The sequence below is a fragment of the Streptomyces sp. NPDC051172 genome (assembly GCF_040682555.1).
Taxonomy (GTDB): domain Bacteria; phylum Actinomycetota; class Actinomycetes; order Streptomycetales; family Streptomycetaceae; genus Streptomyces.
Map to the genome: position 1 here is coordinate 15857 of NZ_JBFBBE010000052.1, position 13783 is coordinate 29639.

Consider the following 13783-nt stretch of genomic DNA (forward strand, 5'->3'; position numbering starts at 1 on the left):
AGTCGTCCAGGGACACGGACCCGTGTCAGCCGGTGTGGACGCGTGGTCGGCGTGCGCGGTCCGGTTCCGCTTCGCGCAGGACCTCTCGGGTGACCGGGGCGACCTCGCCCTGGCCGAGGAGGAAGAAGCGCAGGAAGTTGGCGAAGGGGTTGCCCTCGGTCCACTCGAAGTAGATGTGCGGGGTGCACCGGGTGGTGTCGCGGACGTGCAGGAGCAGGGCGGCCAGGGCGTTGGGGATGGAGGAGGACTCCAGGGTCAGCACCCGGTAGCGGTCGTGCAGGACCTCGCCGCGCACCGTGAGGCCCGCTTCGAACTCGGAGGGGTCGACGACCGTGACCTCGGCGAAGACGAAGTCCTCGCCGGGGATGTCGTTGTCGTTGCGGATCTGCTCGATCTTGTCGCGGTACTGGGCCTTGTCCCGCTGGTCCGGTTCGTTGGCGATGAAGCGGATCTTGCGGCTGGCCATGTCCCGGATGAATCGTTCCGCCATGTCGTCCAGCTCGACGTGCGTGACGCGCAGTTCGAAGGCGCGGGCCAGCCGGGACAGCAGGGAGACCAGGATGATGCCGGCGATGAAGCAGGCGCCGATCTTGACGCCGTCCGGACGCTCGATGACGTTGGCCACCGTGACGTAGAGCAGGACCGCCGAGACGGCACCGAAGCCGATGGCCCAGCCCCGCTGCTGGGCGCGGCGGGCGGCGATGGTCACCGCGATCGCGGCCGAGGACATCAGGACCAGCACGCCGGTGGCGTAGGCGCCGCCCTGGGCGTCGACGTCGGCGTTGAAGATCCAGGTGACCAGGAAGCCGATCAGGGTGAAGACGACCACCATGGGGCGGACGGCGCGGGCCCAGTGCGGTGCCATGCCGTAGCGGGGCAGATAGCGCGGCATCAGGTTGAGCAGGCCGGCCATGGCGGAGGCGCCGGCGAACCACAGGATGGCGATGGTCGAGACGTCGTAGACCGTGCCGAAGGCGTTGCCCAGGTATTCGTGCGAGAGGTAGGCGAGGGCGCGTCCGTTGGCCTGGCCGCCGGACTTGAACTCCTTCTCCGGGATCAGCACGGTGGTGATGAAGCTCGTCGCGATCAGGAACACGCTCATGATCAGCGCTGCGGCCGTGAGGAGCTTCTTCGTGTCGCGGATGCGGCCCTGCGGGTTCTCCTCGGTGTCGCCCGGGTCGCCCTGGACGTGCGGCATGACCGCGACGCCCGTTTCGAAGCCGGAGAGGCCGAGCGCGAGCTTGGGGAAGACCAGCAGGGAGACGCCGATCATGGCGAAGATGTTGCCGTGTTCAGTGGTCAGGGCGCTGGTCCAGTCGGTGACCAGATGGCCCGCGGTGATCACGTGGTACATGCCCACGGCCACGACGACGACGTTGAGGCCGAGGTAGACCACCACCAGCGCGACCGCGACGCCGATCGCCTCCAGGAAGCCCTTGAGGAACACCGCGCCGAGCAGGGCGACCAGGATGAGGGTGATCAGCATCTGCTTGTCGTGCAGGGTGCTGGTCAGGTGGGGGTTCTCGACGAGGTGGGTCGAGGCGTCCGCGGCCGACAGGGTGATGGTGATCAGGAAGTCGGTGGCGGCGAAGCCGAGCAGGGTCAGGACGAACAGCTTGCCCTTCCAGAACGACAGCAGCCGCTCCAGCATCGCGATCGAGCCCTCGCCGTGCGGGCTCTCCTCGGCGACCCGGCGGTAGACCGGCAGCGCACCGGCGAGTGTCACGATCACGAGGACGATGGTCGCCACCGGCGACAGGAGGCCGGCGGCCAGAGCCGCGATGCCGGGCTGGTAGCCGAGAGTCGAGAAGTAGTCGACGCCGGTCAGGCACATCACGCGGTACCAGCGCTGACCCTTGTGCGCGGGCTCCGGCTGGGCGTGCGGCGCCTGCTGGATGCCCTTGCCCATGTCGGACAGGCCCTCCAGCATCCAGGCGCGCAGGCGACTGGGAGGCGGGTGCTCGGTCGTGGCCATCGGCGTGCTCCTGAGGTGCGGCTCAGCGTGTGGATTCCGGCCATCACGCGGACGGCCGCACCAGCGTAAGCGGAGAGTGACGCACGGGCCCACGGATGAGGGGGGTGACGGCGTCAAGCTTCCGTTAAGACTCGCTGCTCAGCTGGAGCGGCGCCCGGGAAGGGCGCTTCTGGGGTGGTTCGCTGATGTTTGGGTCATCCGGGAGGAGAGGGCTCGCTGATCGGGACCGGATACCCAGCGTCATGGCGCGCGGGACGGCGACATCGGTGCACTGGTCGATCGCGCGGCCGGCGTGGCTCAGATGTCCGTCAGGCGGGCTTCCTCCAGGTCCAACGACCGCTGCAGCCTTCTGCGCGTCGTGTCGCTGATGGCGTGTTCGTCGTAAAGGCGCTGCAGTTCCACCGCCTCGAAGGCGATGACGTCGCGGCGCAGCTGGCGGTAGACCAGGTCGGCGGATTCGACGGGGGCGCTTTGGCCGGTGTGGTCGGTGAGGCGGTCGCGGGCGTCGTCCAGGCGGGCGGTGAGCCCTCGGCGGAGGCGGTCGAGAACGACCTCCGGGGCGGCCTGCAGCTCGGAGAGTTCCTCCAGGCGGCGGATGCCCGCGTCGGCGAGGCGGCAGCGGGCCGCGGCCTCCTCGCGCTCGGTGTGGTCGGGTTCGAGGGCGATGCCGGAGCGGCGGACCACGGGGGCCAGGGTGAAGCCCTGCACGACGAGGGTGACGACCACGACCGAGGTGGTCAGGACCAGCACCAGGGGGCGGTCCGCGAGCGCCGCGCCGCTCTTGGTGGTCTCCGGGATGGAGAGGGCCGCCGCCAGGGGGACGACGCCCCGGGTGCCCGCCCAGGTCAGCACCATCGGGACCCGCCAGTTCATGGGGCGGATGCCGCCCTTGCGCTGCACCACCGCCGACAGCGGGGCCACCCACAGCAGCCGTACGGCGATCAGGGTGCCGGCGACCGCGAGCGCGTACAGCGGCCACGCGCGGTCGCTGTGGGACAGCGCCTGCACCTGGGCGGGCAGGGCCAGGCCGATGAGCGAGAACACCGCGCTCTCCAGCAGGAACACCACGGTGCCGTACACCGCGTGCAGCTGGAGCCGGATGTGTGCGTTGGTGAGCTCCTCGCCGCGTCCGCCCAGGACGACTCCGGCGACCACGACGGAGGTGACGCCGGAGGTGTGGGCCGCCTCGGCCAGGACATAGGCGGCGTACGGCGTGACCAGGGCGATCACTGTTTCCAGGACGGGGTCCTCGGTGCGCCGCCGGATGAGCGTGACGACGTGGGCCACGGCCGCGCCGATCAGTGTGCCGCCGCCCGCAAGGACGGCGAACTCGCCGCCCGCCGCGCCCCAGTTCGCCGCCGCGGACGCCACGGCCACGCTCACCGCGACCCGGAACAGGACCAGCGAGGTGGCGTCGTTGAACAGGCTCTCCGCCTGGACCAGGACCTGGACCCTCGGTGGCAGGGCGAGGCGTCTGCCGAGTGCGGTGACCGCCACCGGGTCGGTGCTGGCCAGGACCGCGCCCAGCACCAACGCCATCGGCCACGACAGCGGCGTCACCAGCGAGGCCACCGCGCCGACCGCCGCCGCCGACGCCAGGACCAGCCCGATCGCGAGGATCCCGACCGGCTTCCACACCGCCCGTAGCTCACGCCAGGACAAATCCTGCGCGCTCGCGTACAGCAGCGGCGGCAGCACGACCAGGCCGATGATCTCGGGGCTGGTCTTGATCTCGGGGGTGCCCGGCAGCAGGGCCACGGCGAGGCCGGCGACGACCAGGAGGGACGGTGCGGGGATGCGCCGGCGGTGGGCGAAGGTGGCCACGACGGTGGCGAGTACGACCAGTGCGAGTACCGTCCCTACGCTGCGCATGCCTTCCCCTGGGGCCTTCACGGGAGCCACCCTGACTCCGGCCGACCAGACTTCCCGGCACACCGCTTTCACCCTATCCGTCCCCCGCACGTCAAGACAGTGCCGGCGCTCTTGACGCGGGCCGTGGCGGTCGGCCGGGTCGGTGCGGCGGAAAGAGGCGCATGGTGTTGGCATGTTCTTGGCGAAATCTTGGATCCTGGGCGGCGCCCCGCCGGAACTGCCCTCGCGAGCTGCGGCGTTCTGCCTGGTGTGACGTCGACTCTCCCGCTCCGCATACCGCCCGGCCAGAGATCCCAGCACATGGTGATCTGCGGCGACGACGCTCTCGCGCACCGGCTCGCCGTCGAACTGGACGCCGTGTGCGGCGAGATCGTCACCGTCGTGCTGCCGTCCGCGAGCGACGAGCGCGGCGCGGAGATCGCCGCGCTGCACGAGGACCCGCACTCCCCGGTCGAGCTGCACCTCTCCGTCCGCCCCGACGAGCGGGCCCTGCGGACGGCGGGTGTCGAGCGGGCCGCCGCGCTCGCCCTGACCTACCGGGACGACCAGGTCAACATGACCGCGGCGCTGCTCGCCCGGACCATCAACCCCTCGGTGCGGCTGGTGGTCCGCATGTTCGACCGCGAGCGCGGCCGCCATCTTGAGCGGCTGCTGGACCGGGCGGCGGGGCTGTGCGAGGACCCCGCCCAGGACACCTCCACCACGGTGCTCTCCGACGCCGACACCGCCGTACCGGAGCTGGTGGCAGCCGCCGCCGTGGGCCACGGGCACACCCTCCAGGTCGAGGGCAAGGTGTTCAGAGGTGTCGTACGGCCCGCGGGGTCCCCGTCGAACGCCACCGACCTGGCCACTCTGGCCGTCCTGTCCGGCGCCCACCAGGACGACCCGGCCAGCCAGGACAGCGCGGAGACGCCCGGCGAGGAGGGCACCCAGCTGCTGCCCGACACCCGGACCGCCCACCATCGGCAGTCAACGCACGGCCGGCTGATGCTGGAGGAGGTCACCCACCACGCCTTCGAAACGGCCGCCCGCGCCCGGCGCCTGCACCCTCGACGGTGGCTTCGGGCACGGCTCGCGCATCTGCCGTGGAAGGTCTTCGCCTCTCACCAACTAGCAGCCGTCTATGGGGCGTTGACGGCGGTCGTCCTCGCGCTGGCGACCGCCACCGCGCTCTTCGCCGACGAGCATCCCTGGTGGAAGAACTTCTATCTGCCGCTGCTGGACATCTTCACCATGGGTGACCCGGCCACCGAGGAGTCGGTCGCCCGGCGGGTGCTCCAACTCCTGGCCGGTTTCGTGGGGTTGGCCGTACTCCCGCTCGTGGTCGCCGCGACCATGAACGCCACCGAGGCCTTCCGCACCGCATCGGCGAGCCATCCGCCCGACGACGGCGTGAACGGCCACATCGTGCTGGTCGGTCTGGGGATGGTCGGCACCCGGGTGCTGGACCGGCTGCGCGCCACCGACCACCAGGTGGTGGCCATCGAACGCGACCCGCGCGCACGCGGCGTCGCCCTCGCCCGCCAACTCGGCACACCGCTGATCCTGGAGGACGCCACCGCCCCGGGTGTGCTCGAACTGGCCCGCGTCCGGCAGAGCGGCTCGCTGCTCGTCCTCACCCGTGACGACGGTCAGAACCTCGACATCGTCATGGCCGTGCGCGAGACCAACCCCGCCGTGCGGGTGGTGACGCGCCTGTACGACGACGCCTTCGCGGCCACCGTCCAGCGCACCCTGCGCGCCTCCTACCCGGACGCCCTCACTCGGAGCAGAAGCGTTTCCGCGCTGGCTGCGCCCTCGTTCGCCGCCGCGATGATGGGCCGCCATGTGCTGGGGGTGATGCCGGTGGAGCGGGGCTCGCTGCTGTTCACCTGCGTGGACGTGGACGGGCACCCGGAGCTGGAGGGACGCTCCGTGCACGAGGCGTTCCGGGAGAACGAATGGCGGGTGCTGGCCGTCGGGGCCGCTGCCGGGCCGCTCCCCGCGGCGGAGGCCGTGGACGGCCTCACGGGACCGCATCCGGGCCGGACGGGCTTCGACTGGCGTCCCGCGCAGTCACGGATCCTGCGGGCGGGCGACCGTGTCGTCCTGGCGACGACACGGCGCGGCTTGGACATCCTGATGACAGGGGTGCCGCCGCATTCCGCGGACCGGCGGCAGTGATCCGTCCAATCGCTCATATGCACCGTGAACACAGCCCCAGGCCGGCAGGAACAGACCGGTCGCCTGATGCGCGGTGGAGACCGGCAGGGTGCCCGCGACGAACTTCGCGTGGGCCGCGTACGCCGGCCGGAAGGAGCCGAAGGGGGGCGAACGCGGTGGCGGCGAAGGTGTTGCCCTTGCGGAACTCCCGCATGCCGGCCGGCAACTGGGCGAGCCCGCCGTGGAAGAGGGCGAGCGGGAGGGTCACGGCGGCCGGCTTCTTGTCGGTGATCAGGTCCGCGTCGAGGGCACTGAGGACGAACGTCGTCGGGGCGAAGGCGCCGAGACCGGGCGGGCCGGCGTCGGCGATGGGTTCCCGGGTTCGAGGTCGGCGTGCCCGTCTCCGCTTCCATCTGTGATATGGATCACAGGGATGCGTGATCAGTGGTGCACCACGAGTGCCCCCTTGGCGGCCGGTGGACGCACGCATCGACGAACGGTGGGCCCAGTGCGCTGAACCGTCGCGGTTGCTTCGTAAGGTTCGCCACGGACGCCGAATGTTTCGTGCCTCCTGGGTGCGGAGCGTATGCGGCGGAGATCAATGCACCGCAATGCCAGAGGCGTTGCCCGCAGATTCACCGCGTACAAGGGGTTGCCACCGTTTGGGAGCTGTCTCTAGGGTGCGGCAACAACGCAGCTTTCTGGATCATCTCCGAAACTTTCGGTCCCAGCGGACGGTCGTGGACGCGCCGTCCCTACCCAAGGAGCGCATGATGGGCGACCGGGCACTGTCCCGCCGCGGCTTCCTGGCGGCCTCCGCCGCGGCCGGTCTGGGCATGACGGCACTGAGCGGATGCGGCGGAGACTCGGGCGGAGGGTCGTCGGACGGGACGACCACCATCGAGTGGTGGAACATCTCCACCACCGAGCCGGCAAAGACCGTGTGGGCCGCTCTGGCCAAGAAGTTCGAGGCCCAGAACCCCAAGGTCAAGGTAAAGATCGTCCAGCTGGAGAACGACGCCTACAAGTCGAAGATGACGGCGCTGACCGCCTCCGGGAAGCTCCCCGACATCTTCCACACCTGGGGCGGCGGCGTACTCAAGCAGCAGGTCGACGCCGGGCTCGTCGAGGACCTCACCGACAAGACCAAGCCGTGGGCCGACGCCCTGCTGCCGGTCGCCAAGAAGCCGTACATCCTCGACGACAAGACGTACGCGATCCCGTTCGACATCGGCATGGTCGGCTTCTGGTACAACAAGGCGCTCTTCCAGCAGGCCGGCATCAGCACGCCCCCGACCACCTGGAGCGGCTTCCTCGACGCCGTGCGCAAGCTGAAGGCCAAGGGCATCACGCCGCTCGCCCTCGCGGGCAAGGAGAAGTGGCCCGGCATGTACTACTGGGCCTATCTCTCGATGCGCACCGCCGGCATCGACGCGCTGCAGAAAGCCAGCGACACCAAGGACTTCACCGCCCCGGGGTTCGTCCAGGCGGGGCAGCACCTCAAGGATCTGGTCCAGCTCCAGCCGTTCCAGAAGGGGTTCCTCGGCGCGGCCTACTCCACGCCCACCGGAGAGGCCGCGACCGTCGGCAACGGCAAGGCGGCCATGGAGCTGATGGGCCAGTGGGCCCCGAGCGTGCAGGCGGACCAGGGCAAGGGACTCGGCAAGGACCTCGGCTTCTTCCCGTTCCCTGCGGTCGAGGGCGGAAAGGGCACCATCACCGAGGTGTTCGGCGGGGGCGGCGGACACGCCCTGCGCAAGGGCGCACCGCAGGCGGCCGTCGACTTCCTGAAGTTCTTCGCCTCCAACGCCACCGACATCGAACTGGTCAAGAAGACCAATACCATCCCGGTCGTCCCGGCCGCGGAGAGCGCCCTGTCCGACCCCAACATCAAGGCCGTACAGGCACAGTTGAAGGCCGCCACCGGCTTCCAGCTCTTCCTCGACCAGGCATACGCCCCCGCCGTCGGACAGGAGGTCAACGACAGCGTCGCCGCGCTCATCGCCGGCTCCAAGTCCCCCGAGCAGGTCACGCAGTCGATCACGAAGACCGCGAAGGAAGAGCAGTAACCGGCGATGACTTCCACGTCCTCCACGTTCCTTCCGGACAAGCGGAGCGGACCGAGCGTCGAACTCCCGCCTCCCGCCGCGGACTTCGCGCGGGGGCGGGCCCGGCGGCGCCTGCTCAACTGGCTCACCGCGGTCGGCTTCCAGGTGCCCGCCCTGGTGCTGTTCATCGGTCTTGTCCTGCTGCCCATGCTGTTCGCCCTGTACACGGCCTTCTTCCGCTGGGGCGGCTTCGGGATGCCCTCCGACTACGCGGGCACGGACAACTTCACCCGGCTCTTCCAGGACGACGTCTTCCTGGGCGACCTGTGGCGCTGTCTGGTCCTGGTCGTGCTGTCCCTCGCGCTGCAGCTGCCGTTCGCGCTCGCCATGGCCGTGGCGCTCAACCAGCGGCTGCGCGGCCGGGCCGTGTACCGGATGCTGTTCTTCGCGCCGTACGTCCTGTCCGAGGCCATCACCGGCGTGCTGTTCAGCATGGTCTTCGCGCCGGGCGACGGGCTCGCCGACCACGTCCTGGGCGCCGTCGGCCTCGACGGGCTGGGCGGCGAGTGGTTCGCCGATCCCTCCTACGTCATGGCGACCCTGTTCCTGGTCATGACCTGGAAGTACTTCGGCTTCCACATGATGCTCTACCTGGCCGGACTCCAGTCCATCCCGGCGGAGTTGACGGAGGCGGCGCTGATCGACGGCGCCGGGCCCTGGCAGCGCTTCCGCAATGTCACGCTGCCGCTGCTCGCGCCCACCCTGCGCATCAGCGTCTTCCTCTCCGTCATCGGGGCGATCCAGCTCTTCGACCTGGTGTGGGTGATCACCCAGGGCGGCCCCGACCACCACTCCGAGACGATGGCCGTGACCATGTTCCAGTACGGCTTCAAGCGCTACCAGGTCGGCTACGCCAGCGCGATCAGCGTGGTCATGTTCGCCATCTGCCTCGTCTTCGCCCTCGCCTACCAGCGGTTCGTGCTCCGCCGCGACCTCGAAGGGGCCACCACGAACATGAGGGGAGACGGCGCATGAAGACCCTGCGCAAACTGCCGCTGCACGTCGTCCTCGTCGCCGTCGGCGCGGTGATGGTCGTCCCTCTGCTGTACGCCGTGCTGTCCGGCTTCAAATCGACCGCCGAGCTGTCCCGCAACCCGTTCGGGCTGCCCGAGCACTGGCTGACCGGCAACTACACCGACATCCTCGGCGGCGGCGACTTCTGGCGGCTGCTGGGCAACAGCACCCTGGTCGCGTTGGCGACGACCGTGCTGGTGGTCGGGGCGTCCGCGCTCGCGGCCTTCTCCTTCGCGCGGTTCGCCTTCCGTGGCCGGGAGGTGCTGTTCACCCTCTTCACGATGGGGCTGATGTTCCCCTTCGCGGTGGCCGCCCTGCCGCTGTTCCTCCTCCTGCGCTACCTCGGCCTGCTGGACAACCCGCTCGGCGTGATCCTTCCGCAGGCCGCCTTCGCGCTGCCGATGACGATCATCATCCTGCGCGGCTTCTTCCGGCAGATCCCGGGCGAGCTGGAGGAGGCGGCCACCCTCGACGGGTGCAGCGCCTTCGGGTTCTTCTGGCGGGTGCTGCTGCCGATGGCACGGCCGGCGCTCGGCACGGTCTCGGTACTCGCCGTGGTCGCCAGCTGGAACAACTTCATGCTGCCGCTGCTGGTGTTCACCGACTCCAAGTGGTGGACGCTGCCCCTCGGCGTCGCGCAGTTCCAGGGCCAGTACTCGTCGGAATACGCGCGCGTCTTCGCCTACCTCGTCCTCGCGATGGTTCCCGCCCTCGCCTTCTACTCGGTCGCCGAGCGGCAGCTCGTCGGCGGCCTCACCGCCGGTGCCACCAAGGGATGAGGCGCACCGGCGTCCGTACGGCCCCGCACCCCACACCGTGAGGAGTCGCACCATGCGCAAGACCACCCGTCTCAGACTCGCCGGAGGCCTCGCCGCCGTCCTGATCGCCGCCGGGATCGCCACCGGCCCCGCGGCCCAGGCGAGTCCGAAGCAGCCGACGCTCGCGGAACTGGCCCAGCGCCACGGCCGCTACTTCGGCAGCGCCACCGACAACCCCGAACTCACCGACAGCGCCTACACGGCCCTGCTCGGCAGCGAGTTCGACATGATCACGCCCGGCAACGGCATGAAGTGGTACGCCACCGAGCCCCAACAGGGCGTCTTCGACTGGACGAACGGCGACCAGATCGTCGACCTGGCCCGCAAGAACCACCAGCGGGTCCGCGCCCACACCCTGGTCTGGCACAGCCAGCTGCCCGACTGGCTCACCGGCCGCGCATGGACCGCGGACGAGCTCAGGGCCGTACTGAAGAAGCACATCCAGACCGAAGTACGGCACTACCGCGGCAAGGTCTACTCCTGGGACGTCGTCAACGAGGCGTTCAACGAGGACGGCACCTACCGCGAGACGCTCTGGTACAAGACGCTCGGCCCCGGCTACATCGCCGACGCGCTGCGCTGGGCCCACCAGGCCGACCCGCACGCCAAGCTCTACCTCAACGACTACAACATCGAGGCGGTCGGCCCGAAGAGCGATGCCTACTACCAGCTGGCGAAGGACCTGAAAGCCCGGAAGGTCCCGCTCGACGGCATCGGACTCCAGGCCCATCTGGCCCTCCAGTACGGCTATCCGACGACCCTGGAGGACAACCTGCGCCGCTTCTCCCGGCTCGGCCTCGACACCGCGCTCACCGAGGTCGACGTACGGATGATCCTGCCCGCGACCGACGAGAAACTGGCGCAGCAGGCCCAGTGGTACCGGGACCTGACCGGGGCGTGTCTCGCGGTGCGGCGGTGCGTGGGCATCACCATCTGGGACTACACCGACAAGTACTCGTGGATCCCGGCGGTCTTCCCCGGTGAGGGCGCGGCGCTTCCGTGGGACGAGCAACTGCAGCCCAAGCAGGCCTACTTCGCGATCAGGGCGGCGCTGGGCGGCAAGTAGAGAACGCCCCGGCGGTGCAGTGGGGAGCACCGCCGGGGTCGGTACCCCCGGCTCAGGGCGCCGGGGGTGCCGTGCTCGACCGCACCACCAGCTCCGTGCCCAGCTCCACCCGCGGTGAGTCGGGCTGTTCACCACGGGCCAGGCGCAGCACCGTGCCGACGGCCAGCTTGCCCATGTCGGCCAGTGGTTGGCGCACCGTCGTCAGCGGCGGGGCCGACCAGCGCACCTCCGGAAGGTCGTCGAAACCGACCAGGCTCATGTCCTGCGGCACCCTGAGGCCCCGCCGGCGCAGTGCCTCGATCGCGCCGAGTGCCATCTGGTCGCTGGCCGCGAACACGGCCGTGGGCGGTTCGGGCAGGTCGAGGAGGGTGTTGCAGCCGGTGAAGCCGGACTCCGGGTGGAAGTCGCCGGGGACGACGAGGGCTTCGTCGACCGAGAGCCCCGCGTCCTCCAGCGCGGCGCGATGGCCGTCGAAGCGGGCCCTGGAGCACAGCAGCCTGGGCGGTCCCGCGATGAGGCCGATCCTGCGGTGGCCCAGGGACAGCAGGTGCCGGGTGGCTGCCATGCCGCCCGCCCAGTTGGCGGCACCGATGGTGGGGATGTCGAGGGAGGGGGAGCCCGCCGGGTCGACGACCACCAGGGGGACACCGAGGGCGCACAACTCCTCGTGCAGGACCGGTTCCAGCGCCGAGGTGACCAGGATGACGCCGGTCGACGCGCGGACCCGCAGATTGCGCATCCACTCGCGGGCGTCACCGGAGCGGCCGTGGATCGCCGACACCACGGTGCCGACCCCGGCCGCGTGCGCTGCCTCCTCGACGCCCCGGATGATCTCCACCGCCCAAGGGCTGTCGAGGTCGTTGAAGACCAGGTCGAGCAGAGCGGCACCGGAGGCGGGAGCGGCGGCGCGCCTGCGGTGGCCGTGCCGCAGCAGCAGGTCCTCGATCCGGGCGCGGGTCTGCGGCGAGACGTCCGAGCGGCCGTTGACGACCCGGGACACGGTGGGCACCGAGACCCCGGCCTCCCGGGCGATCTCCGTGATCGTGACCTTGCCGCGGACCTCGGACGGCGTCTCGGGCCCGGTCTTGCCTGTCGTCAATTCCGCACCTCCGGCGACGTGACCGGCACACGCAACTACGCGTAGTGATTGCCCCCGCACATGCGTCGGGGCCGGTTCGCAGGGTGTCCTTGCGACCGGCCCCTCAAGTCTCCGGGCGGTGTGGCGCACCGCCCGGTGCCGCTCAGGCGGCGGTCATCACGTGGCCGGCGCCCAGCGGGCGGTGCGGCGCGATGATCTGGCCGTCGGGCAGGAGCTCACCGGTGTCCTCGAAGAGCAGAACGCCGTTGCACAGCAGGCTCCATCCCTGCTCCGGGTGGTGCGCCACAAGTCGGGCGGATTCCCGGTCGGCGGAGTGGGCTGTCGGACACGGTGGCTGGTGCTGGCACATTGATGGGATCTTTCGCTGTGTCGTGATGTGTGAGATGGCTGTCTTGTCTGTCCCGCGGCTTGAAGCTCCGTTCATGGCCGCCCCCCGTAGTGATAAGTCGGTCCAGTCCCAGTGTTGCCCCACGGACGTCAATCCGCAGGGATTTCGCAGCACCGCTTCTCACAGGTTGAGGACGCATCCCCCGCATGGACGGTTCAGTCCAACTGCACTGTCACTTCGGGTGGTTCCCGGTGGCCGGATGGGGCTAGTCCTTCCAGGTCGGGTGCCTTTTGCAGCTCGTAAGAGCAATTGACTGCTCGTACGAGCGAATTGCCGGGCCGAAAAGCGTCGCACCCCGCCCCGGAATTCCGGGGCGGGGTGCGAATGGTGTGGCGAGGGGCGATGGTCAGGCGGGCGAGCCCAGTAGCGGGACGGGAGTCGCCCGATGGGTCAGCACCGGGAGCAGTTCGGCGACGCGGTGCGGGCGGTGGGCGGCGATGCCGGGCGGCGCCGGCGCCAGCGGGACCAGCAGGTCCGTGGCTGCGGGGTGGCCCGTGGCGCCGTCCGCGGTGCAGTCGCCGTGCAGCCACAGTGTGAGCATGTACAGGCTGGGTACCGAGAGGAGGCGCGGCTGGTAGGGCTGGCTCATCGTCTCGGCCTGGCGCAGGGCGCGTTCGGTGGAGGCGATGTAGGGGCCCTCGAAGAAGTGCGAGAAGGCCCAGCCGTCGGGGGTCAGCATGGTGTCGGCGGCGGCCACCGAGCGCTCGCCGCAGCGGATCAGGAAACGCCACCCGGCAAGCCTGGTGGCGGACACGCCCGCGGGGCTGAGTTCGTCCAGTACGTGTACGGGCAGCGGGAGTTCGGGGGTGGCGGGGCCCTGGGACCGCAGCAGGGAGGGAGTTCGGGCCTCGCGGACCGCGGTGGGGGAACCGAGCGCGGTCAGGACGGTACGAAGGGCGGGCGCGGGAGCCGGGGGGACATGCAGCGGCATGGTGGGTCGCCTCTCATTCGACAGGCACAGTGGCGCGAGGGCGGGGGCGGACGGCGCTGTCTGCTCACGGGGCCAGAGGGGCGGGGGCCGGGGCCTGGGAACGAGGAGTGTGGCTGAGGCCTGCCGCACGTCACCTCGACGGCAGGTTCCATGACCGCGGGCGCCGACTCTCTGTCTTGTTCGCGGAGTTTATACGACATGTGTTCAGACGATGTTTCGTCTAGCCGTTTCCGGTGCACCCGGCAAGGGTGTATCCGGTCGGCGATATGCAGGAATCATCCCGATTCCGCTGCTACCTTGCGCCGATGACCTCGGGGAATAGCCGGGGAGCGGTCGGCCAATTCTCGTCGGCGTTTTTCACGAGTTCGTC

General features: G+C 70.0%; 11 protein-coding genes. 5 read left to right on the forward strand and 6 right to left on the reverse strand.

Annotated features, from left to right (window positions below; all coding sequences use genetic code 11):
• Window positions 1-25: 25 nt before the first annotated feature.
• Both AB0N07_RS28075 and AB0N07_RS28080 read right to left on the reverse strand, forming a co-directional pair.
• The gene (locus AB0N07_RS28075; RefSeq protein ID WP_365839660.1) at window positions 26-1975 is read right to left on the reverse strand and encodes an amino acid transporter; all 1950 of its coding nucleotides are present in this window, start codon (window positions 1973-1975) and stop codon (window positions 26-28) included.
• Between the two features lie 297 nt (window positions 1976-2272).
• Window positions 2273-3847, reverse strand: coding sequence for a Na+/H+ antiporter (locus AB0N07_RS28080; RefSeq protein WP_365839662.1), 1575 nt, complete (start codon window positions 3845-3847; stop codon window positions 2273-2275).
• 249 nt (window positions 3848-4096) lie between these two features.
• Between AB0N07_RS28080 and AB0N07_RS28085 the strand changes: the two genes are divergently transcribed.
• On the forward strand, window positions 4097-6010 hold the full coding sequence (locus tag AB0N07_RS28085) for an NAD-binding protein (protein WP_365839664.1): 1914 nt from the start codon (window positions 4097-4099) through the stop codon (window positions 6008-6010).
• Window positions 6011-6023: 13 nt separating this feature from the next.
• Here AB0N07_RS28085 and AB0N07_RS28090 read toward each other — a convergent pair whose 3' ends face one another.
• On the reverse strand, window positions 6024-6479 hold the full coding sequence (locus tag AB0N07_RS28090; protein ID WP_365839666.1) for a GPR1/FUN34/YaaH family transporter: 456 nt from the start codon (window positions 6477-6479) through the stop codon (window positions 6024-6026).
• Window positions 6480-6762: 283 nt separating this feature from the next.
• Between AB0N07_RS28090 and AB0N07_RS28095 the strand changes: the two genes are divergently transcribed.
• Genes AB0N07_RS28095 through AB0N07_RS28110 form a run of 4 tightly spaced genes read left to right on the forward strand, consistent with a single transcriptional unit; the run spans window position 6763 to window position 10995 of the window.
• Window positions 6763-8058, forward strand: coding sequence for an extracellular solute-binding protein (locus tag AB0N07_RS28095; protein WP_365839668.1), 1296 nt, complete (start codon window positions 6763-6765; stop codon window positions 8056-8058).
• 6 nt (window positions 8059-8064) lie between these two features.
• Window positions 8065-9072, forward strand: a complete 1008-nt coding sequence (locus AB0N07_RS28100) for a sugar ABC transporter permease (RefSeq protein WP_365839670.1) — start codon at window positions 8065-8067, stop codon at window positions 9070-9072.
• Window positions 9069-9890, forward strand: coding sequence for a carbohydrate ABC transporter permease (locus AB0N07_RS28105; RefSeq protein ID WP_365839672.1), 822 nt, complete (start codon window positions 9069-9071; stop codon window positions 9888-9890). The genes AB0N07_RS28100 and AB0N07_RS28105 overlap by 4 nt, the downstream gene beginning before the upstream one ends.
• A 52-nt stretch (window positions 9891-9942) precedes the next feature.
• Window positions 9943-10995, forward strand: coding sequence for an endo-1,4-beta-xylanase (locus AB0N07_RS28110; RefSeq protein WP_365839674.1), 1053 nt, complete (start codon window positions 9943-9945; stop codon window positions 10993-10995).
• Between the two features lie 52 nt (window positions 10996-11047).
• On the opposite strand, the gene AB0N07_RS28115 is transcribed toward AB0N07_RS28110, so the two are convergent.
• The 3 genes from AB0N07_RS28115 to AB0N07_RS28125 form a co-directional block, all read right to left on the reverse strand.
• Window positions 11048-12094 carry a LacI family DNA-binding transcriptional regulator gene (locus tag AB0N07_RS28115; protein WP_365839676.1) on the reverse strand — a complete coding sequence of 349 codons (1047 nt, stop codon included), beginning with the start codon at window positions 12092-12094 and terminating at the stop codon, window positions 11048-11050.
• A gap of 142 nt (window positions 12095-12236) precedes the next feature.
• Window positions 12237-12443, reverse strand: a complete 207-nt coding sequence (locus tag AB0N07_RS28120) for a DUF5999 family protein (protein WP_365839678.1) — start codon at window positions 12441-12443, stop codon at window positions 12237-12239.
• 385 nt (window positions 12444-12828) lie between these two features.
• Window positions 12829-13413, reverse strand: a complete 585-nt coding sequence (locus AB0N07_RS28125) for a hypothetical protein (protein WP_365839680.1) — start codon at window positions 13411-13413, stop codon at window positions 12829-12831.
• Between the last annotated feature and the right edge of the window lie 370 nt (window positions 13414-13783).